Origin of the sequence: Actinomyces sp. HPA0247, from assembly GCA_000411415.1 — a bacterium.
Taxonomy (GTDB): Bacteria; Actinomycetota; Actinomycetes; order Actinomycetales; family Actinomycetaceae; genus Pauljensenia.
This window is the reverse complement of the sequence record KE150452.1, coordinates 308,265-329,627: the sequence shown is the minus strand read 5'-3', so window position 1 is coordinate 329,627 and position 21,363 is coordinate 308,265. Positions and strand designations below refer to the sequence as shown.

Annotated in this window: 15 protein-coding genes, 1 tRNA gene and 1 pseudogene; 12 read left to right on the top strand and 5 right to left on the bottom strand. The window is 64.2% G+C overall.

Features of this window, described 5'->3' with window-relative positions; genetic code table 11:
- Positions 1-96: 96 nt before the first annotated feature.
- From HMPREF1478_RS09510 to HMPREF1478_RS09490, 5 genes are all read right to left on the bottom strand, one after another.
- A complete protein-coding gene (locus HMPREF1478_RS09510) occupies positions 97-1,743 on the bottom strand; it encodes a GAF domain-containing sensor histidine kinase (protein ID WP_016461858.1) in 1,647 nt (548 codons plus the stop codon).
- The gene (gene cydC / locus HMPREF1478_RS09505) at positions 1,740-3,494 is read right to left on the bottom strand and encodes a thiol reductant ABC exporter subunit CydC (protein WP_016461857.1); all 1,755 of its coding nucleotides are present in this window, start codon (positions 3,492-3,494) and stop codon (positions 1,740-1,742) included. Before cydC ends, HMPREF1478_RS09510 begins: the two co-directional genes overlap by 4 nt.
- On the bottom strand, positions 3,491-5,167 hold the full coding sequence (gene cydD / locus HMPREF1478_RS09500) for a thiol reductant ABC exporter subunit CydD (protein WP_016461856.1): 1,677 nt from the start codon (positions 5,165-5,167) through the stop codon (positions 3,491-3,493). The genes cydC and cydD overlap by 4 nt, the downstream gene beginning before the upstream one ends.
- A 118-nt stretch (positions 5,168-5,285) precedes the next feature.
- Positions 5,286-6,407 carry a cytochrome d ubiquinol oxidase subunit II gene (gene cydB / locus HMPREF1478_RS09495; RefSeq protein ID WP_016461855.1) on the bottom strand — a complete coding sequence of 374 codons (1,122 nt, stop codon included), beginning with the start codon at positions 6,405-6,407 and terminating at the stop codon, positions 5,286-5,288.
- 14 nt (positions 6,408-6,421) lie between these two features.
- A complete protein-coding gene (locus HMPREF1478_RS09490) occupies positions 6,422-7,969 on the bottom strand; it encodes a cytochrome ubiquinol oxidase subunit I (RefSeq protein WP_016461854.1) in 1,548 nt (515 codons plus the stop codon).
- A 361-nt stretch (positions 7,970-8,330) separates the two neighbouring features.
- On the opposite strand from HMPREF1478_RS09490, the gene HMPREF1478_RS09485 reads away from it, so the two are divergent.
- The 12 genes and pseudogenes from HMPREF1478_RS09485 to HMPREF1478_RS10740 all read left to right on the top strand — a co-directional run.
- Positions 8,331-11,171 carry an Rne/Rng family ribonuclease gene (locus HMPREF1478_RS09485; protein WP_034475630.1) on the top strand — a complete coding sequence of 947 codons (2,841 nt, stop codon included), beginning with the start codon at positions 8,331-8,333 and terminating at the stop codon, positions 11,169-11,171.
- A gap of 220 nt (positions 11,172-11,391) precedes the next feature.
- Positions 11,392-11,712, top strand: a complete 321-nt coding sequence (rplU, locus tag HMPREF1478_RS09480) for a 50S ribosomal protein L21 (RefSeq protein ID WP_003796298.1) — start codon at positions 11,392-11,394, stop codon at positions 11,710-11,712.
- 34 nt (positions 11,713-11,746) lie between these two features.
- On the top strand, positions 11,747-12,004 hold the full coding sequence (gene rpmA / locus HMPREF1478_RS09475; protein WP_016461852.1) for a 50S ribosomal protein L27: 258 nt from the start codon (positions 11,747-11,749) through the stop codon (positions 12,002-12,004).
- A gap of 74 nt (positions 12,005-12,078) precedes the next feature.
- Complete coding sequence (obgE, locus tag HMPREF1478_RS09470) at positions 12,079-13,602, top strand: GTPase ObgE (RefSeq protein ID WP_016461851.1); 1,524 nt, start codon at positions 12,079-12,081, stop codon at positions 13,600-13,602.
- Positions 13,599-14,726, top strand: a complete 1,128-nt coding sequence (gene proB / locus HMPREF1478_RS09465; RefSeq protein WP_016461850.1) for a glutamate 5-kinase — start codon at positions 13,599-13,601, stop codon at positions 14,724-14,726. Before obgE ends, proB begins: the two co-directional genes overlap by 4 nt.
- Before the next feature lie 37 nt (positions 14,727-14,763).
- Positions 14,764-16,044, top strand: a complete 1,281-nt coding sequence (locus tag HMPREF1478_RS09460) for a glutamate-5-semialdehyde dehydrogenase (RefSeq protein WP_016461849.1) — start codon at positions 14,764-14,766, stop codon at positions 16,042-16,044.
- The gene (gene nadD / locus HMPREF1478_RS09455) at positions 16,041-16,751 is read left to right on the top strand and encodes a nicotinate-nucleotide adenylyltransferase (protein ID WP_016461848.1); all 711 of its coding nucleotides are present in this window, start codon (positions 16,041-16,043) and stop codon (positions 16,749-16,751) included. Before HMPREF1478_RS09460 ends, nadD begins: the two co-directional genes overlap by 4 nt.
- A gap of 13 nt (positions 16,752-16,764) precedes the next feature.
- Positions 16,765-17,190, top strand: a complete 426-nt coding sequence (rsfS, locus tag HMPREF1478_RS09450; protein ID WP_016461847.1) for a ribosome silencing factor — start codon at positions 16,765-16,767, stop codon at positions 17,188-17,190.
- Complete coding sequence (locus tag HMPREF1478_RS09445; RefSeq protein ID WP_016461846.1) at positions 17,187-17,921, top strand: histidine phosphatase family protein; 735 nt, start codon at positions 17,187-17,189, stop codon at positions 17,919-17,921. Before rsfS ends, HMPREF1478_RS09445 begins: the two co-directional genes overlap by 4 nt.
- Positions 17,922-18,058: 137 nt before the next feature.
- Positions 18,059-18,131, top strand: a tRNA-Ala gene (locus HMPREF1478_RS09440).
- Positions 18,132-18,457: 326 nt separating this feature from the next.
- Positions 18,458-20,464 carry a CAP domain-containing protein gene (locus HMPREF1478_RS09435; RefSeq protein ID WP_016461845.1) on the top strand — a complete coding sequence of 669 codons (2,007 nt, stop codon included), beginning with the start codon at positions 18,458-18,460 and terminating at the stop codon, positions 20,462-20,464.
- A gap of 238 nt (positions 20,465-20,702) precedes the next feature.
- A pseudogene (locus HMPREF1478_RS10740) lies at positions 20,703-21,363 on the top strand (N-acetylmuramoyl-L-alanine amidase family protein); the annotation flags it as partial.

Below are 21,363 nucleotides of genomic sequence, written 5' to 3'. Positions count from 1 at the left end.
GACGGCCGAGAGATAGCGTTTCTCGTCCGCATGCGGTGGGGGTGGAGTTCCAATCGGAACATCCACCCCCACCGTTATCGTCGCCGTCGCGTGAGCTTAGCCCTCGAGCGGGGCGATCCAACGGATCTGCGTGCCGACACCGCCGTCGCCGCTGTCCGCGTCGAAGCTGCCGTGGTGGCGTCGGGCGCGCTCGGCCATGTTGGCCAGCCCCGAATTGCGCGTCCGATCTGGGTCGATGCCGCGTCCGTCGTCGTTGATCGTGATGCGCACGCGTCCGGTCTTTCCCTGTCCGGAGACGTCGACGCACACGGTTGCTGCTGTCGCATGGGCGTGACGGGCGATGTTGGACAGGCCTTCACGCACGATTGCCACGACGTCGTCGGAGAGGTCGGGGTCGACGCGACCGTCGAACTCATCGATAACAATAAGCTCGTTATCCAGGTCGGAGTTGATGGCGCGTCCGTCGAGTGTGATCACGAGCGAGGGGGCAAAACCCAGCGCGGAACGGGTGAGCGAGGACTCGCGGCGAATACGCTCAACCAGACCGACCGCTTTGTCACGCTCGCGCAAGTTGTGCACGATGGTGCGTATCTGGCGGACGGCCTCGTCGATAGATGCGAGGGATGAATCGATGAGCGCCTCGATGGATGAGGGATCGGCCTGCCCGGCCGCGACTTTCTGCTTTGCTGCGTCCAGTGCCATGCCGGTGGCGAAGAGCTGCTGGATGGCGAAATCATGCAGGTCACGCCCAATGCGGTCACGCTCGTCGAGCAGCGCGGCTACGTCCTGGGCGTGGCGCGCGGACGCGAGCTCCAGCGCAAGGGTGGCTTGAGACGCCAAGGATTCAGCGAGGGATAGCTCTGAGGCGTCGAACTCAGGCGCACCGATTTGTCGCAGCAGAATGAGAACGCCGGAGGAGACACCACGGGAGCGCAGGGGAGCATAGAGCGCGGACCCGAAGGCGGCGAGTTCGGGCAGGCGCATCGTCTGTGCGCGTGACATTGAGTCGACGATCATGCCGGTACCCTCGTGCAACACGCTCATGGCGCGGCCTTCGGGCGGGAAAACGAGACCCAGCAGGTTGGAGGCGTTCTTGCCGTCGACGATTTCAGCGGCCCACGTGTCACCGACGGACTGCAGGACGATGATCGCGGTGTCTGCGTGGGAAACTTCGCGCACGGTCTTGGCGATAAGTTCGAGGGCTTCCTCCTCATCGGCGCCCTCCAGCATCGTCGTTGTCAGGGATTGGGAGGCGCTAATCCATCGGGCGGTGCGCTTGGAGTCCGCATAGAGGTTCGCGTTTTCGACGGCGATGCCGGCGGCGGGGGCCAGGGCCGCGACCACGGCCGCGTCCTCGTCCGTGTAGCCGCCGGGCTTTCCCATCAGGTAGAGGCGTCCGTAGACCTGTTCATGCACGAGGACGGAGACCCCGAGGAAGGGCGGGGTGGAGGCGGGCAGATCAATGTCGGGCGCGTCCTGCGGGGAGTTGACGAGGAGCGGTGTGTTGACGGGGATGACAGTTGGCAGTGACTCGGGCACGGGCGGGGCAGGGTAGGAGTCGTGGTGCTCCAGGCGCAGGGTGGTGGCGCCCCAGGTGTCGAGCACGCACATCGTGGCGTGCGGCGACGAGGTCAGCGCGCAGGCCTGATCAACGAAGTTCTGCAGTCCCGACTTCAGGTCGAGTGAACTCGTCAGGTCGAGCGCCGCCTGGAGAAGCGTGAATTCTGTGCGTTCGTGGCTCATTGTTCCTCCTGCTCGAGAGCCCACTGGTAGGCGGGGAGAGTGCGTGTGACGTCCTCATGTGTGCCCTGTGCTGCGACGTGAGCACACCCGCCCGGTTCGTCGGCAGCCAAGACGAGGACATGGTCGGCCTGGTCGAGAGCGCTGAGTCGGTGCGTGACGACCAGGGTAGCGCGGTCGGCAGACGGCGTGAGGAGTGTTTCCATGAGACGGTCCGCGGTGGCCGCATCGAGGTGCTCGGAGGCCTCATCGATTGCCAGAACGGGAGCCGGGGCAGCCAGTGCGCGCGCCATGAGGAGTCGACGTCGCTCGCCACCCGATACGGTCGTTCCCCCGGAACCGATGACCGTGTCGATCCCCTCGGGGAGGGACTCGATCCACTCGTCCAGGCCTGCCTGCGTGAGCAGGTCCGAGGCCTCGTCTCGGGTCAGCGAGGCGCGCGCCACGCGGAGGTTCTCGTAGATGGTGGTTGCGAAGACGTGGGCATCCTCGGCCGTCATCGTGATGTGTGCGGTGAGCTGGTCACGGTCCGCTCCGCAGGCGGGTACGCCGTTGATGAGAGCTGCGCCCGACTTGGGTGGGATGACGCCCGTGAGGGTTGCGAGCAGCGTCGTCTTTCCGATGCCGGAGGCACCCACGACGGCGAGCGAGGAACCGGGGCGCAGCGTCAGAGAGATGCCGGTCGCCAGGGTCGGCCCGCCCGGCCAACCGATCGCCAGGTCGCGTGCCTCGATCACGGTCGGGCCTTCCGGAATTGTGTGGGGCTTGGTGGGCACCTCGTCGTCCAGCAGAGCGCAAATTCGCTGTGCTGCCTGGGCGCTGCGCACCAGCTGGGAAGCCGCGGGAGCAAGCTCGGCGACCCCCTCGAAAGACGAGAGCGGAATGAGGACGATGACCGCGAGGAGTACCTGAGCGAGCGTGCCCGACGTGGTCTGCGGGATACCGATGAGGAGGGCGCCGATGACGGCTGTGCCCATTGCACACACGTCGAGGCCTCGGGCCAGCGCGGAGAGCCTGGCGGAGTGGGCGAGGGCGGTGGACAGGCGCGTTTCGGAGCGCGCGAGTGAACTCTTGGCGTGGTTGAGTGTGCCCGCGACAGACAGTTCCGTGGCGCCTTCCAACACGGCGAGTGTCGTTGCCGCGATATCGGTGCGGGCCTGCGACCCCTGTGTTTCGGCGAGCCGAACCGAGCGCGCGATAAGCGCGGGTGCCACGATGCCAGAGACGATGAGTGCGCAGGCTAGGATCGCTCCCGCGGCCGGAGAGATAACCGTGACGACGCCGACCGTACCAACTCCGACGATGAGGGCGACGAGTGACGGTAGGAGGGTTTTAACGACGACATTTCCGACTTCGTCAACGTCTGCTCCGGCGCGCGTCATGAGGTCTCCTCGACGCAGCGAGGTGAGCGTCGCGGTTGGCGCTTCGGAGAGCCGGTCGTAGAGGTTGCCACGCAACGAGTCCATGCCCGTCAATGCGACACGATGCGAGGCGAGGCGCGACAGGTAGCGGGCAAGGGCACGCGAGATGCCAAACAGGCGGACAGCTGTCGCCGCGACGGTCAAATACATGACGGGTGGCTGCTGGGAGGCGCGCGCGATCAACCACGCAGCGGTTCCACCGAGTGCGATGGCCGAACCTAGCGCGCCCACACCGAGGAGGAGTGAGAGCGCGAAACCGGAGCACGACACCTGGAGCATGGAGATGCAGCGACGCAGAGCGGTTGACTCAGAGCGGGTCAGGAAGAGTTTCATGCGCGGGCCTCCTCGTCAGCGGCAGATCGGACGTCGATGACGACATCGGCGGCTTCCATCATCGCCGCTCGGTGAGCAATGACGATGACGGTACGTCCTTCCTCGCGCATGGCGTCAATGGCACGTACGACTGTTTCTTCGCTGAGGGCATCGAGATGTGCGGTCGGCTCATCGAGGATGACGACCTGAGAGTGGGCAGCCAGAGCGCGCGTGAGAGCCAGGCGCTGGCGCTGACCGACGGACAGTCCGACACCGCCCGATCCGATCGCGGTGTTCCATCCGTTGGGCGTGGCAGCAAGGACAGCATCAAAGCCTGTCGCAGCAGCTGCCGTATTGAGCTCCTGAAGGGGCAGGCCGCCCATATTGTCCAGGATCGTTCCAGGCACGAGGGTGGGGGATTGGGGTACCCAGGAGATCTGCTCACGCCACGCGGACGGGGAGAAGTCCGCCAGGGCGGCCTCATCGTGTGTGAGTGACGAGCCTGACGGACGCAGGAGAATACGGCCCGCATCCGGCGTCATATCAGCGAGGAGACAGGCAACAATCGTCGATTTGCCGGCGCCCGAGGGGCCCGACAGGGCCGTCACTGCCCCGGGGCGAATGACCCCGTTCGTCGGGCTTGGTGCCCACGCTCCGCGGGCTCGAACACCGACGCCATCAAGGACGATCTCCGTGCGTGACATATCGGGGCACGCAGCGCTACCAGGCGAATTGACCGATGCGGCCTCCTCGATGATGTCGAATGCGGCGCGGGAGGCCGTGACACCGTTCGCGGACGCGTGGAACTGCGCGCCCACCTGGCGCAGCGGCTCAAAGACCTCGGGCGCGAGCATAATGACAGCGAGGCCGTGGAACAGTGAGATATTGCCGAACACGAGGCGCATACCGACCTCGACGGCCACGAGAGCCACCGAGAGGGTCGTGAGAAACTCCAGGACGCCGCCGGAGAGGAAAGCGACGCGCAGCGTGGCCATCGTGGCCTTCGTGTTTGCATCTCCAAGTGCACGCAGGTGGGTGCGTGGTGCCTTTTCTCGGCCGAGTGCGCGCAGCGTTGGCAGGCCGGACATGAGGTCAAGGAGTTGGGCGGTCAAACGTTTCATGGAAGCGAGCTTGTCCTCGGAAGCCGCCTGCGTGAAACGCCCGATCAGAATCATGAAGATGGGAATCAGGGGGATGACGACGAGTGCGATCAGCGCTGACCAGAAGTCGAGGAAGAGAATCACGCCCAGAGCTGCCGGTGTTACGGTGCAGACGAGGACCAGCTGAGGCAGGAAGGAGACGAAATAGGGACGCAGGTCTTCGAGTCCAGTCGACAGGAGAGTCGTCGTCTCCGCACCGTTCGTTGCCCTCCAGCGCGGGCCCAGCGTGATGCTGGCATCGACAACGCGACCGCGCAGTTCACAGACAGCCGCAGCCGCCGCGCGCGTGCTGACCGCCTCACGGGCAGCAACGACAAGAGCGCGACAGGCGAAAACGCCCGCGATACCGCCGATGGCAGGCAGAGCATCGCGCAGGGTCGCCCTTCCTGAGACGACAGGGGAGAGGGCCGCAGAAATAAGCAGCGCTTGGGCGAGCACCAACAACGCGGTGATCGTTCCGAGCAATGCTGTGACGGCGATAGGACCGCGGGCTGAGCGGGCATAACGCAACAAACGAGGATCAAAGGGACGCACGTATCTATTGTGCCCGAAAAAGCCGTGTCATGGGCCAAAGGTCCCCGGCCTCGCCCGTCTTACGCACACGAATGCGCCCGGCCCCTGAGTGAGGGACCGGGCGCATCAGTCGAGGAGGTCAGCCAGCGAGGAAGTTCTCGCCGACGCGCACCTTCTTCAGGAGCAGACCCGTCTGGGTCTCAACATCCTCGGCGCTCACGCGAGCGCGGAACATCCAGTAGGACCAGAAGACGTAGACCAGAACGATCGGCAGCAGGCAGACAGTGACGATCGTCATCACGGTCAGCGTCGCGGTCGTCGATGAGGCCTGATCAATCGTCAGCGAGTACGCCGGGTTGATCGACGACTTCTGAACCGCGGGAGCCATCGACGAGAAGACCCACGCAACCGTGCCAGCAATCGCAACGGCGGACGCCGCGAAGGACCAGCCCTCATGACGCAGCGAGGCCTGCGACAGGGCAGCCGAGGCAATAATCGCCAGCGCCGCAACCACGAGCGGGATCCACGCCAGGACATTCGTCGTGTAGGCGAACTGGCCCCAGATCAGCCATGCGGCCGCAAGGACGGTCGCGCCGATCGTGGCGGGAGCCGCGATCGCGTTGGCGCGCTCGCGGACCTCGCCCGTCGTCTTCAGGGCCAGGAACTGGGCGCCGTGAGCCAGGCAGACGGCCAGGACAGCCAGGCCGCCCAGGATCGTGTACGGGGTCAGCAGCGAGAAGAAGCCACCCGTGAGCTGGTGGGTCGCGCTCGCAAGGGACTGATCCACCAGGGTCGGATCGATGACGGTGCCGGTGGCAACGTCAACGACCTCGATGCGCATGCCCTGGACGAAGTTAGCGAAGGCAACACCGAGCAGAATCGGGACGAGCCACGCGCTGATCGTGTGCGCCCAGTCCCAGGCGTGACGCCACTTGTCGGTGGCGACCTTCGAGCGCCACTCGAGCGCCATGACGCGGATGATCAGGCAGACGAGGATCAGGAACAGGGCGAGGTACATGCCCGAGAACATGGTCGCGTACCACTCGGGGAACGCGGCGAAGGTGGCGCCACCAGCGGTGAGCAGCCAGACCTCGTTACCGTCCCAGTGGGGGCCGATCGTGCGCACGGTCTGGGTGCGCTCGGGGTCGCCCTTGGCGACGAAGGGAAGGAGCATACCGACGCCGAAGTCGAAGCCTTCAAGGATGAGGTAGACCGTCCACAGAACGGCGATGAGAACGAACCACAGGATAGACAGAGTCATGATCGGTGTTCCTCTCAGTAGCCGAAGGACAGGTCGGTGGGAGCTTCGTCCTCAGCCTTGTCGGCCTTGGGCGAGTGAATGCCCTCGACGGCGTAGCGCTTCATGAGGATGTACCACATGACGCCGAGGACGCCGTACAGGAGCGTGAACAGGATGACAGTGGCGAGCATCTGGCCAGCCGGAACGTTGGGGGAAATACCCGTCTCGGTCATCATGTTGACGGAGCCCAGGTCAGAAGCCATTGCCAGTGCCTGCTGGTTCGGGACAACAACCCACGGCTGACGACCCATCTCGGTGAAGATCCAGCCGAAAGAGGCAGCCGCGAACGGCAGAGGCAGGTTGACCAGGGCGAGGGTGCTCAGCCACTTGTTGGACGAAGTGCGCCCGCCGCGCGTGGCCCACAGGCCCCACGCTGCCAGCAGGAAGGCCACCATGCCCAGGCCGATCATGAAGCGGAAGGACCAGAAGGTCACCATCTGCGGCGGACGGAAGTCGTACTGCGAGGCATCGCCGTACTTGGCGGTGAAGTTCGGGTCGGAGTTGAGCAGCTCCACCATGCGAGCCTGGACGTCTGCGACGCCCTCAGACGTGGCGGTGAAGGAGTTGTGTGACATGAAGGAGGCGACGCCAGGAACCTTGATGAACTGGGTCGGCTGCGTGCCATCCTCCCCGAGGGGGCAGGAGCCGAACTGGGCGACAGTGAATGCTGCGCCGTCGGTGTCGACGCAGATGCCCTCGGCAGCTGCCATCTTCATCGGCTGGACCTCCACCATCTCCTGGCCCTGGATGTGGCCGGAGGCAGCGGTGCCAAGGCCGCCGACGAGGACTGCGGTCAGACCGAAGCGGGCGATCGGACGCCAGATGTTGCGCGACTGAGCCATGGCCTCGTCAGAACCTTCGCGCGCGGTGCGCACCATCCACCAGATGGAGATGCCAGCGACGAAGGAGCCGGCGACCAGCCATGCGGAGGTAATGACGTGGGCGTACTCGCTCAGGTACACACCCGAGGTGATCAGCTCCAGGAAGCCGCTCACACCATCGAGTTCGGCGCGGCCGGTCTCGGGGTTGAAGCGGGCGCCGACGGGGTGCTGCATCCAGGCGTTGGCTGCGAGGATCCAGGCCGCGGAGAACATGGTGCCCAGGGCGACGCACCAGATTGTCAGCAGGTGCATGCGCTTGGAGAGGCGGCCCCAGCCGAAGATCCACAGGCCCAGGAAGGTGGACTCGAGGAAGAAGGCGAGGAGTGCCTCAACGGCCAGGGGAGCGCCGAAGATGTCGCCAACGAAGCGGGAGTATTCGGACCAGTTCATACCGAACTGGAACTCCTGCACGATGCCGGTGGCGACGCCGAGGGCGAAGTTGATGAGGAGGAGCTTGCCAAAGAAACGGGTTGCTTGCAGCCAGTATTCCTTGCCGGTGCGGTGCCACGCGGTCTGCATGATGGCAACCAGCAGGGACAGGCCGATCGTCAGCGGCACGAGGACGAAGTGGTAGACGGTCGTAATACCGAACTGCCATCGTCCGACGGTGACCGCGTCGAGCGCTGTTTGCGCGAGGGTCATGATGGGACCTTCTCGTGTTGGGATCAGGGTCGAATGTCCCGTGGCGGCGGATCCTAGGACCTATGTCACGGGTTGATTTAAATGTAGCCTAAAAGTGTCTCGAAGCTCGGTTGAAATGCTGGTTCCGAGGCGGTTTTGTGACATATGTGTCCGATTATTTTTTATGGGTTTATCCGTGAGATTGTCAGGATGCTCGCGTTGTTCTGGTCACCCTGCCATTAATAGGGCGTCGTATTGTGCGACAATAGGGGTGAATGGATGTCGCGGGAGTGCCCTCGCGACGAGAGCCGAGCGATGACGTATTTATTGCCGCCGGCCGCTGCGCAACTGCGCTCCACTAGGTTTCCGCCCCGTGAGGGCGATGAAAAAGGGTGCGTCCAGGCACGGGGCGCGCGCCCACCATTGGAGAATCGTGACAACCGAATCGACCCCCGTGGCGCCCGCCGCCTCGCTGCTGTTCCAGGCCCCCGTTTTCCAGGCAGCCCCCGAGGTTGCCCCTCCCGCAATTGTCGACGAGCCCGAACCCAAGCGTCGCCGCAAGTCCGCGGCATCAGACGAAGAGTCAGCTCCTCGCGAAGAGGCAACCCCCAAGCGTCGTCGTCGTTCCAAGAAAGTCGCGGAAGGGGCTGAGGCAGACGCGTCCGAGGCTCCTACCGCTGAGACGCAGCCTGAGGATACGCAGGCTGAGCCCAAGACCCGTCGCCGCCGTCGCTCGAAGAAGGCGGACGAGGCCTCGGCCCCTGCGCCAGAAGATACTGAGGGGGCCGCCGTCCCCGCTCAGGACGCGGAGTCGACGGATGAGGAAGATTCCTCCACTCGCCGTCGCCGTCGTCGCCGCGCCCGTTCGTCCTCATCGGCCTCCGAGGAAGGCGGCGATCCCGCGGACCAGGTCCAGGCTCTGAAGGGATCCACGCGCCTGGAGGCGAAGAAGATGCGTCGTCGCGAAGGTCGCCGCGAAGGCCGCCGTCGCCACTCCATCTCCGAATCGGAGTTCCTCGCGCGCCGCGAGTCGGTCGAACGCACGATGGTTATCCGTGACCAGGATGGCCTCGACCAGATCGCCATCCTCGAAGACGGGCTGCTCGTCGAGCACTACGTCGCGCGTCGTACGCAGTCTTCGATGGTCGGCAATATCTACCTGGGTCGGGTGCAGAATGTCCTCCCCTCGATGGAGGCCGCGTTCGTGGATGTGGGCCGCGGGCGCAACGCAGTCCTCTACGCGGGCGAGGTGAACTGGGATGCCGTCGGTATGGAAGGCAAGCCTCGTCGTATCGAGGCGGCTCTGAAGTCGGGCGACCCCGTCCTCGTTCAGGTGACGAAGGATCCGATCGGACACAAGGGTGCGCGTCTGACCTCCCAGATCACGCTGGCTGGCCGCTACCTGGTACTCATTCCCGGCGGTTCCATGATGGGCATCTCCCGCAAGCTCCCGGATAAGGAGCGTGCTCGCCTGAAGAAGATCCTCAAGTCTGTCGTTCCCTCGGGATCGGGCGTCATCGTGCGCACCGCTGCGGAAGGTGCGACGGAGGAGCAGATTCGCGACGATGTTGCGCGCCTGACCCGTCAGTGGGAGGACATTGAGAAGAAGCGCACCAACACGAAGAGTGCCCCGACGCTGCTGCGCGGCGAGCCCGAGCTGGCCGTGCGCGTCGTGCGCGACATCTTCAATGAGGACTTCTCGAAGCTCGTCATCGAGGGCCGCGACACCTACGCGACCGTCAAGGAATACGTCGACGAGCTCAGCCCTGAGTTGTCCGACCGCGTTGAGCAGTGGGTGGGTACGGAGGATGTCTTCCATGCGCACCGCATCGACGAGCAGCTCGCCAAGGGCATGGATCGCAAGGTGTGGCTGCCCTCGGGCGGCACCCTCATCATCGACCGCACCGAGGCGATGACCGTCATCGATGTCAACACCGGCAAGTTCATCGGTGCCGGTGGCACGCTTGAGGAAACGGTGACCCGTAACAACCTCGAGGCGGCTGAAGAGATAGTGCGCCAGCTGCGTCTGCGCGACATTGGTGGCATCGTCATCATCGACTTCGTTGATATGGTCCTCGAATCCAACCGTGACCTCGTGCTCCGCCGCCTGGTGGAGTGCCTGGGACGCGATCGTACGCGCCACCAGGTCACGGAGATTACGTCGCTGGGTCTCGTGCAGATGACCCGTAAGCGTGTGGGTGAGGGCCTTGTCGAGGCCTTCTCCTCCCCGTGTGAGGCCTGCGAAGGCCGCGGCTTCATCGTTCATCATCACCCGGTGGAGACCTCCGGGGTTGAGCAGTCCTCGAAGGGTTCGAAGGGGTCGAAGAAGCAGCAGAAGAAGGCTGAGCCGCGCCGTATTGAGGACAATGCCGATCATGAGCGCGCCAAGGAAGCGCTGAGTGCAATCGCCGCAGCGTCCACGCGCAAGGAAGAGGAGAGCTCGACCGAGGAAAGCACTCCTGCGAAGAAGCGTCGTTCGCGTACCGCTACCGCTGAGGTTCACGAGCCCGAGGCATCGACGGCCGGGCAGGAGGCGTCGACCGAAGCGGACGTCGAGGCTGCGGCTGAGTCCATCGTGCCCAAGCCGCTCGTTGCACAAGCCGAGGAGGCAGGCATCAAGCGTCCTCGTCGTCGCCGCCGCGTCGCCGAATCTGCTCCGCTGCCCGACCTGCCTGTGCATATCGAGCTGCCTGAGCCGGTCGAGCGTTCCAGCGAACCGGCAGCGCCCGTGAAGGACGCGTCGGAGATCCAAATGCCTGAGCATCGAGAGAAGGCTCCGGCTACCCGACGCCGTACGTCCCGCAAGGCGGTGACGGCAACGTCAAGCGAGCCGACCGAGGCCCCCGCGCCGGCGAAGACGCGTCGCCGCGCGACGGCGCAGACGGCGGTTCCCGAGGAACATGCGGTGGTTTCCGAGCCGCAGGCAGACAACACGCCGGCCAACGCGTCGGCGGCTGCGACGGTCGTTGAGGAGACTCGCGCGCAGGAGCCCGCAGCACCGCGTAAGACGCGCAGGCGTCGAGCTGCTGTCTCGACCGGTGTCGTCGAGCCCGATGCGGCCCCAGCACCTATCGTCGTCGACCTGCCTGCGCGTGCCGAGGCCAGCGCCCCGGCCACCCCGGTTCGTTCGACCGATGACATCGCGCTTCCGGAGGCGAGCGATCAGCCCCGCGTCAAGCGTCGTCGTCGCGCTGCCTCGACGGGTATCGTCGACGCCGGATAACACATATGCGCCGGGGGAGGGGGCCGATCATCCCTCCCCCGAGCGCAGGGTGTGGAATCGCACAGCACTTCACACCCGCCCGTGACCGTGCCGGCTTGCAATCCGGCGTGTGAATCGGCTAAATTTGATCGTCGGCGCAACAAGTGCCAACGGAATCATGACAATGAGACAAGTCCTCGGCAGTTTCGAGGCGCGATTCCGGTTACGAATACGAGAAGAGATGAGCTCCAACGTGGTCTACGCGATCGTCAAGGCTGGCGGCCGGCAGGAAAAGGTGTCCGTCGGTGACGTCGTCGTCGTCGACAAGCTGGCAGAAGAAATCGGTTCGAGCATCGAGCTCCAGCCGCTGATGCTGGTGGATGGCGACGCCATCACCGTTGACGCAGCCAAGCTGGGCAAGGTTTCCGTCAAGGCTGAGGTTGTTGACTCGGCCAAGGGCCCCAAGATTTCCATCATTAAGTACAAGAACAAGTCGGGCTACCGCAAGCGCCAGGGACACCGTCAGAAGATGTCGGTCGTCAAGATCACCGAGATCGCCTGAACCCGACGTTCCCACGAGCAGAAAGTAGCAACTGATGGCACATAAGAAGGGCCTTGGTTCCTCCCGTAACGGTCGCGACTCGAACGCGCAGCGCCTCGGCGTGAAGCGCTACGGCGGCCAGCTGGTCAACGCTGGTGAGATCATCGTCCGTCAGCGCGGCACCCACTTCCACCCTGGCGACGGCGTTGGCCGTGGCAAGGATGACACCCTGTTCGCCCTGCGCGCCGGTGCGGTTGAGTTCGGCCGCAAGCGCGATCGCAAGGTCGTCAGCGTTTCGCCGGTCTCTGCCTGAGACCGCGCGCATAAAGGGCGTCCGGCGTTGCCGGGCGCCCTTTTCAACATTTATTTCAGTCGTCAGGAGCAACAGTGGCAGACTTCGTGGATCGCGTGACTCTGCACGCGATGGGTGGTAACGGTGGTAACGGCGTTGCCTCGATTAAGCGTGAAAAGTTCAAGCCGCTGGCTGGCCCCGACGGCGGAGATGGTGGAAATGGCGGCTCGGTCATCCTGGAGGTGAGCGAGCAGGAGACCACGCTGCTGAACTACCACCGAAGCCCGCATCGCCGCGCGGATAACGGTACGCCCGGAATGGGTGATTTCCGTCAGGGCAAGACCGGAGCGGACATTATCCTTCCGGTCCCCGAGGGCACGGTCGTGAAGTCGATGTCGGGTGAGTTGCTCGCCGACCTGACGGGTGCGGGCGCCCGCTTTGTGGTGGCCGAGGGAGGGCGCGGTGGTCTCGGAAACGCTGCGCTAGCGTCGAAGGCACGTAAGGCCCCCGGCTTCGCGCTGCTCGGCGAGCCCGGCGAGGAACGGGACGTGATTCTCGAGCTGAAGTCTGTCGCGGACGTGGCTCTCGTGGGCTTCCCGTCGGCGGGTAAGTCCTCACTGATCGCTGCGATGAGTTCGGCGCGTCCGAAGATCGCGGATTATCCGTTCACGACGCTGGTCCCGAACCTGGGCGTCGTGTCGGCTGGCGACACGCGTTACACGGTCGCTGACGTTCCCGGCCTGATTCCCGGTGCATCGCAGGGACGAGGCCTTGGCCTGGACTTTCTGCGCCACATTGAGCGCTGCGCGGTCATCGTGCATGTCCTGGACACCGCTGCTTTTGAGACTGATCGCGAGCCCGTCGAGGATCTGCGCATTATCGAGGCCGAGCTGGAGGCGTACGAGGGTGACCTGACGCAGGTGGAGGGCTACGTGCCGATCATGCAGCGTCCGCGCGTCATCGTTCTCAACAAGATCGACATTCCGGATGGTCGCGATCTCGCTGAGATTACGCGTCCGGATCTGGAGTCTTTCGGCTGGCCCGTCTTCGAGGTGTCTGCCGTGTCCCACGAGGGACTCAAGGCGCTGTCTTTTGCTCTGGCCGGCATCGTTGAGGAGGAGCGCGCGAAGCGTCCCGCTCTTGAGGCTGCCCGTCCCGTCATCCGGCCGAAGGCCGTCGGGCGCAGCGTGGAGATCACGGTGCGCAAGACCCGCAAGGATGGCGAGGACGTCTTCCAGGTGCGTGGCGATAAGCCGGAGCGTTGGGTGCGCCAGACCGACTTTGCCAACGACGAGGCCGTGGGCTACCTGGCGGATCGCCTGAACGCCGCGGGCGTCGAGGACGAGCTGATGAAGGCCGGCGCGGTCGCCGGCGACACCGTCGTGATCGGCGACCTGGACGGAGGCGTCGTCTTCGACTGGGAGCCGACCCTCACAACCGGACCGGAGCTGCTGGGTTCGCGCGGCACCGACCTACGTCTGGATCAGAACGCGCGTCCGAGCCGCAAGGAACGTCGCGAGGTGTACCACCAGGTCATGGATGCGAAGAGCGCAGCCCGTGACGAGCTGTGGACGGAGCGTCAGGCCGGCCACTGGACCGACGCCTCGGATCAGTCATGAGCGGAGTGTCTGCGGCTTCTCGCATCGTCGTCAAGATCGGCTCGTCGTCACTGACGCGAGAAGATGGCGGTCTGGATCTCAATCGGATCGACTCTGTCGCGCGCCTTGTTGCGCGCTGGCGCGGGGCAGACCGGGAGGTCGTCATCGTGTCGTCGGGTGCGGTCGCTGCCGGGCTTGATCCGCTCGGCTTCACCTCCAAGCCGAAGGACCTGCCGAGCGTGCAGGCCGCGGCGGCGATGGGGCAGGGGCTCCTGATGGCACGGTGGACAGCCGCTTTCCAGGCACATCACCTCGATGCCGCCCAGGTGCTGCTGACCACGGACGACGTCATGCGCCGTGACCACTACACGAACGTGCGTGCCTCGCTGACGCGCCTCCTCGGCCTCGGTGTCGTTCCGATTCTGAATGAGAATGATGCGGTGACCACCCGAGAGCTGCGCTTCGGCGACAATGATCGCCTCGCTGCCCTCATTGCGCAGATGATTAAGGCTGATGCTCTCGTTCTGCTCACGGATGTCGACGGTCTTTATACGGCTCCGCCAGATCACCCGGGGTCGGAGCTGATCACGCGTGTGGCCAGCGCCGATGACCTGATGAGCGTGCTCGTGACCGGTGCAGGATCGCGCGTGGGTACAGGAGGCATGGCCACAAAGGTGCAGGCTGCGATGCTCGCAACGACGAGTGGTATCGGTGTCCAGCTTGCCAGCGCTGATGCCCTCGAGGCGGTGCTGGCAGGCCAGCGCGTGGGAACGTGGTTTGAACCGTCCCAGGAGCGTCCGGCCTCGCGCCGCCTCTGGATCGCCCACGTGGCACCGTCGCGCGGCGAAGTCATCGTTGATGAGGGTGCCGCGCAGGCGATTACGGTTGGCAAGAAGTCTCTGTTGGTTGCGGGTGTGTGTTCCGTGCTCGGCCACTTTGACGCCGGCGATGTCGTGGACGTGGCATCTCCGACGGGGCTTGTTGCTCGCGGCGTGTCAGGATACGACTCCGATACCTTGGCGCAGATAGCCGGCTCGGGGACGGCAGAGCTGGAGGCTGCGGGGCACGAGCATCCGAGACCTGCGATTCACCGCGATGATTTGGCGGTGTTGGGTGACGCATTTTCTGCCCTCAGTGCTGACTGACGCGGCCCCACGGGCTGACGTGTGTCATCATGGCCGAGTGAATACTGCTGCAGATATTTCCCAGGTGACGGATGCCGCCCGCGCGGCTGCTCGCGTTCTCGCGAATGTGACCACACAGGCGAAGAACCGCGCTCTCGAGGCGATTGCTGCTGCGCTCATCGAACGCAGCGACCAGATCCTGGCTGCTAATGCCGAGGATGTAGCCCGCGGTCGCGCGGAGCAGATGAGCGAGGGCCTGCTGGATCGCCTCGCTTTGACACCCGAGCGCATCCGGGGCATCGCCGATGCTGTCCGGGAGATTGCGGGTCTTCCTGACCCGGTCGGTCAAGTCGTTCGCGGTATGCGCACGGATATCGGTCTGCGCGTCACGCAGGAGCGTGTGCCTCTGGGCGTCGTTGGCATCATCTACGAGGCCCGTCCCAACGTCACCATTGACGCTGCAACCCTGGCGCTCAAGGCCGGTAACGCGGTGATCCTGCGTGGCGGCAGTGCCGCCCAGTCCTCCAACCGTGTCCTCATCGAGGTATGCCGTGACGCGTTGGCTTCCGTGGGGCTTCCTGCTGACGCGATTACGACCGTGGACCCGTGGGGACGCGAGGGTGCTCGCGCGATGATGCGTGCGCGCGGCGCGATCGATGCTTTGATTCCGCGCGGCGGATCTGGGCTCATCAATGCTGTCGTCGAGGAGTCGCGCGTTCCGGTGATCGAGACCGGCACCGGCAACTGCCATATCTACGTTGATGCTTCTGCCGACCTGGAGGCCGCCGAGGCCATCATCATGAACGCGAAGACGCAGCGCGTGGGCGTGTGCAACGCGGCAGAGACACTCCTGGTCCATGCCGATGTCGCCCAGCGCTTCCTGGTCGCGGCGATCACGCGTCTGACGACTGCGGGCGTCACGATTCACGCCGACGAGGCCACGCGGGCTATCGTCGACGGCCAGCCTTCCATCGACGCGCACATGATCGTCGATGCGACGCAGGCCGACTGGGAGACGGAATACCTGTCGATGGACCTCGCGGTGCGCGTCGTCGATGACATCGATGAGGCGATTGAGCACATTCGTCGGTACTCCACCGGTCATACGGAAGGTATTGTGGCCTCGGATGTTGCCGCTGTACGGGCGTTCCGTTCGGGTGTTGATGCCGCCGCTATCGCGGTGAACGCCTCGACGCGCTTTACGGACGGTGGGCAGCTGGGCCTGGGGGCCGAGGTTGGTATCTCGACGCAGAAGCTGCATGCGCGCGGTCCGATGGGGCTCACCGAGCTGACAACCACCACGTGGATTTACGAGGGAGAGGGAACGATCCGCCCGTGAGCGAGCAGGACAAGCAGACCGCGCCAGCCTCGGAGGAGGTCGGAATCGAGAAGACGACCGAGGCCACAGCGGGGGCGACCGCGGCACCGGCCCTGCCTCCGCACCCGCCGCGTGCGCTGCGCAGACGCCGTGCTATCGGCATTATGGGCGGTACCTTCGATCCGATCCACCACGGCCACCTCGTGGCCGCGTCTGAGGTGATGGACGTGTTCGGCCTCGACCAGGTCGTGTTTGTACCGGCCGCCATGCAGCCCTTTAAAGCGGGGCGTCGGGTGACCTCGGCCGAGCATCGCTACCTGATGACGGTGATCGCAACCGCTTCGAATCCGCGTTTCGCCGTGTCTCGTGTTGATATTGACCGTGGGGGTACGACCTACACGATCGATACCCTGGCGGATCTGTCTCGTGAGTACCCTGACTCTGACTTCTACTTCATTACGGGAGCTGACGCGCTGGCGCAGATCGCGCAGTGGAAGGATGCCGATAAGCTCTTCGAGCAGGCGCACTTTATCGGTGTGACCCGCCCCGGGCACAACCTGTCCGATCCCGGCCTGCCGCACGAGTCCGTGTCGCTGCTCGAGGTGCCCGCCATGGCGATCTCGTCGACCGACTGCCGCACGCGTGTCGCGCAGGGCAAGCCGGTGTGGTACCTGGTGCCTGACGGTGTCGTCCAATACATCAACAAGTACGGCCTGTACCGGTCCTGACCCAAGGAGAAACGTGAGCCTTCCTGACGCTACAGCTACACTGGCGAGCCTTGTTGCTCGTGCCGCGCACGACCGAGGTGGTATCAACCCGGTCCTCGTTGACGTGACCAGCAAGCTCGCCCTGGCGGACGCTTTCGTGGTCGTCTCGGCTCCGACGGACCGCCAGGTGCGCGCCATCGCCGAGGACATCATGGACCGCATCTGGGTTGAGCACCACCGCCGTCCGGCACATATCGAGGGTCGTGCAGAGGGCACCTGGGTGCTCCTGGACTATTCGGAGCTGCTCGTGCACGTGCTGTCGGAGGAGGAACGCGAGTACTACGCGCTTGAGCGGCTATGGGGTGACTGCCCGGCCACACCGATCGATGTCGATACCGATGAGGCTCGCGCTGCCGCTGCGGAGCGTGCGGCAACGCACGGGGCGGGGTCTGCCCAGTGAGTGCATCGCGGATTGTCCTGCTGCGTCATGGACAGACGGATTTCAACCTGGCGCGGCGATTTCAGGGACGCATCGATAAGCCGCTGAACGAGGCCGGGCGATCCCAAGCGGCGGGCGCGGCCGGCGTACTCGTCAGTCGCCTGTGCGAACCGAGTGCCGAGGTGGGCATGTTTGCCGCCGAGGACGGGCGCAGCTACGACGATGGGGGAGTGCGCATTGTGAGCTCACCCCTGGGGCGCGCGGTCGATACCGCGCGGATCGTCGCGCGCGTTTTCGATATCGCTGGGTACCCGTGCGAGGGGCCGGAACTCGATGATCGGCTCACGGAACGTTCCTACGGGAGCTTCGAGGGAAAAACCTACGAGGAGATTGCCCGAGAGCAGCCCGAGGCCTTTGCGCAGTATCGGGCAGACGGGGAGTGTGACCTCGCTGAGATAGAACGCTCCGAAGTCGTGGGCGCGCGCGTGCGTGACGCTGTCCTGGAGGCTGCTCGCGCATGTCGGGACGACCAGTCGTTGATCGTGGTCTCGCACGGTTCTGCGATCGCGCGTGGCATCGTGTCCCTCCTGGGATTGGATCCCGCCGTCTTCAACGGACTGCGCGGCGTGGACAACTGCCACTGGTCGGAGCTCGTGCCCGTGGGAATGTCGACGTCCAAGAGTGCGGCGGTCAGCGGGTGGCGACTCGCCTCCCATAACATCGGCTCACGCGAGGACATTCTGGGAGCATAACGGTGCTCGGGCCCCTCGTTGCCGCAGAGAATCAACGATTTCTCTACATTGTGACGAGGGGCATTGAATTGGATTTGCGTAAACGTTTGAGGGTCCGCTATTATTTATCAGGTCGCCAGGGCGACGAACTAAATAACGGGGCTATGGCGCAGTTGGTAGCGCGCTTCCATGGCATGGAAGAGGTCGGGGGTTCGAATCCCCCTAGCTCCACAAAAAATTCCGACACTCAGCTTGTGAGTGTCGGTTTTTTGTTGTCTCTGGACGGGTCGTTTGTTTGTTGTGCCGGCACTCGGTGGCCGTTCATGGCGCGCGTCGTCCATCCGTTAGTTGGGCATCCGTTACTCATTGGTCAGGGACTGGCGCATAAAAATAACGTTTTGGTATCGACATATGGGATGTTCAAAATCTGTCAAACCTATAAAACGTTGCAAATCGGTGCATTTGCCTGTAATGAATTACTGAAAAAACCTTGAAATACTGCGTACCGCGTGGAAAGATTTACCCGTCTTTGTCTCATAGTGTTAGGCCGGTAGCCAATGTCGTTCCAGCTCACTCGCACCCATACCTCGGTGGTCCTCGCCGCCACGACAATCGCAGCATCCCTCGTCGTCATCCCCACACTGGCTGAGGGTGCGAACACTTCAGAGGATGCGTTCTGCAACTCCCTGTCCGGGGCTCAGGGGCGCATCACCGCTGAATACAATCCCTTGCTCGCCAGCTACGCCGCTGCGGCCGCTGGAAATTCCTCCACTCCCACCGCCGATCCTGCGCGTGAAGCTGAGCTCCGCGCGGCTCTGGCAGACGCTCAGGCAGCCCTCGATGCTGCTCAGCAGGCAGCGGCTCAGTCCGGTGCCTCGGCTGGTAATGCTGCGGTCTCTGCGCCCGCAACGACTGATCGTGGCCTCGACTGGGTGGACTGGTCGCAGGTTGATGACGCTACGCAGGCGCGTATCATCGAAGCCCTCATCGTTCAGAAGATGAATGCCTACCGTGCGAACGCGGGACTGCCCGAACTGGTCGTCTCCGATACCGTGACCGCGGATGCGCGCTCGTGGAGCCAGCACATGTCCGACACGGACGACTTCAATCATGACCCCGATTACAAGTACTTCGGTGCGGGCAAGCTCGATGGCGGCGACACGACCTACGCCGGTGAGAATATTGCCTACAACCACCGCGAGAACTTCGGAGACAAGTGGGGAGCCTACGGTACCACCAAGAACCCGATGCAGGCTGCTGACGCCCTGTTCGACCAGTGGAAGAACTCCTCCGGCCACGATAAGAACATGCTCGCTCAGAACAACGTCGTGGGTGTTGGTGTTCATATCGCCAAGCACGGTCAGTTCACCCGCATTTACGGCACCCAGAAGTTCTACGCAATCACCGGTGGGTCTCCGGATGTCTCCCGCTTCCACACGACGGGTGACACTGCCTCGGCCTACGGTTTCGATGGCGGTGCCTTCAACTCCGACAACACGAACTATGTCTCCGGTCTGGCCGGTGGCGGCGATGCGCAGCGTGCTAACTCCTGGCAGAACAAGGTTGGTGCCCTGCCCGGTGTCGCTCTGCCGGTCGATGTGTCGACGCTGCCCGCCAAGTCCGGATCTGCGGCGCCCTCAACGCCCGCTCCGTCCGCAACTGGCTCGACGACTGACAATCAGCAGGCCGTCATTGATGCGCAGGCATCTGTGAATGCTGCTCAGAGTGCACTCGATGAGTACCTCGCGTCCGTGGCCGACGAGAAGCCCGCTGCCAGCCTTGCTGAGATTGACGTAGAGCTTGACCGTGTTGCCGACTCCATCGCTGCGCAGACGTCCGTGCACCCGGAGAAGGACGGCGGTGTCACCGTGAAGTCCGGGGATCAGGCTGGCCGCTACCTGACTGCTGCCGAGTATCGTGACGCTCTCACGCGCTGCACGACGCTCTCTGTGAGCCCCTCGGACCCTGCCCCCTCGCAGAGCGTTGACCAGGGAAGTGCGAATCCGCGTATTGATACCGGCGAGCAGACTCCGGCTCCGCAGAACCCTTCCGTTGGTGACGGTCAGACCCCTGCCCCCGGCACTCAGGCCCCTGCTCCGCAGAACCCCTCGGTTGATGGCGGTCAGACCCCTGCCCCGCAGAACCCCTCGGTTGGTGACGGTCAGACCCCTGCCCCGCAGAACCCCACGACCCAGGCGCCTGCCCCGCAGAACCCCTTGGTTGATGGCGGTCAGACCCCTGCCCCGCAGAACCCCACGACCCAGGCGCCTGCTCCGCAGAACCCTTCGGTTTATGCGACCCAGGCGCCTGCCCCGCAGAACCCCTTGGTTGATGGCGGTCAGACCCCTGCCCCGCAGAACCCCACGACCCAGGCGCCTGCTCCGCAGAACCCCTCGGTTGATGGCGGTCAGACTCCTGCACCCGGCGCCCAGACTCCGGAACAGACGCGTCGCAACACGCTGGCTGCCACCGGTGCATCGGGCGTGTGGGTTGGCGTTGGAGCGGTCGCTGTCCTGGTCGCCGGTATCGGCGCCGTCGTCGCGTCGCGCCGCGCCAAGCGCTGACACCTTGATCTGAGGCCCCGCCGGTGAGTTCGCTCATCGGCGGGGCTTTTGCATGCTCATTTGTGTCGGTTCGGTGCAGCTGTAGGCGAGGGTGGAGTCTTATTTTGTGAGTCGTCTTTTCCTGTGTATAGTCAGTAAAGGAATGCTGAGAAACTAATATGCATTCGTCGGCCGAGTGAGACCGTTCCACCGACGGAACCTCATCGCCCGTTACCTTTTATTCAGAGAGGAATAAGAATTGCGACCCATCAATATGCGCAGGAATGCGATGGTTGCCCTGGGTGCTGCCGCGCTCGTTGTCGGCCCCTTGGCTCCTGCTTACGCCGTCCCCGTTGCGTCGAGCCACGATGGTGAACCCGTCGGTGTTAGTACCGAGGCCCCGGTGGCAGAGCCCACGGCAGAGCCCGCGCCAACGCCCGAACCCACGGCTGAGCCGACGGCGGAGCCCACACCGAACCCCGAACCCGCGCCCACACCTACGCCCGCTCCCGCGCCGAAGCCGTCGTGGAAGATGGATTCCGTTGGCTGGTGGTACGACCTGGACAACGGATCCTACGCCCGTGATGAGAAGCGTGACATCGATGGCGCAACATATCGCTTTAACGGCAGTGGATACATGGTCACCGGATGGTTTGATCGTGGGGGAGCGTGGGAGTACTTCGCGCCCTCGGGTGCCCAGGTGCGCGGATGGGCAAACGTCTCGGGTACCTGGTACTTCCTGGATCCGCAGAGCGGTGTGATGCGTACGGGCTGGACCGCGGTCGATGGCCGGTGGTACTACCTGGATGCCTCCGGTGCTATGATGACTGGCTGGCTCAACCAGGGTGGCACGTGGTACTACCTCAGTGGTTCGGGTGCGATGGTGAGCGGTTGGAACGCGATTGGCGGCACCTGGTACT

What these genes read in the sequence shown, in the direction of transcription:
- HMPREF1478_RS09510 (WP_016461858.1), bottom strand. Translation starts at nt 1,743, where the DNA reads ATGAGCCACGAACGCACAGAATTCACGCTTCTCCAGGCGGCGCTCGAC.
- cydC (WP_016461857.1), bottom strand. Translation starts at nt 3,494, where the DNA reads ATGAAACTCTTCCTGACCCGCTCTGAGTCAACCGCTCTGCGTCGCTGC.
- cydB (WP_016461855.1), bottom strand. Translation starts at nt 6,407, where the DNA reads ATGACTCTGTCTATCCTGTGGTTCGTTCTCATCGCCGTTCTGTGGACG.
- HMPREF1478_RS09490 (WP_016461854.1), bottom strand. Translation starts at nt 7,969, where the DNA reads ATGACCCTCGCGCAAACAGCGCTCGACGCGGTCACCGTCGGACGATGG.
- HMPREF1478_RS09485 (WP_034475630.1), top strand. Translation starts at nt 8,331, where the DNA reads ATGAAAAAGGGTGCGTCCAGGCACGGGGCGCGCGCCCACCATTGGAGA.
- rplU (WP_003796298.1), top strand. Translation starts at nt 11,392, where the DNA reads ATGAGCTCCAACGTGGTCTACGCGATCGTCAAGGCTGGCGGCCGGCAG.
- rpmA (WP_016461852.1), top strand. Translation starts at nt 11,747, where the DNA reads ATGGCACATAAGAAGGGCCTTGGTTCCTCCCGTAACGGTCGCGACTCG.
- proB (WP_016461850.1), top strand. Translation starts at nt 13,599, where the DNA reads ATGAGCGGAGTGTCTGCGGCTTCTCGCATCGTCGTCAAGATCGGCTCG.
- HMPREF1478_RS09435 (WP_016461845.1), top strand. Translation starts at nt 18,458, where the DNA reads ATGTCGTTCCAGCTCACTCGCACCCATACCTCGGTGGTCCTCGCCGCC.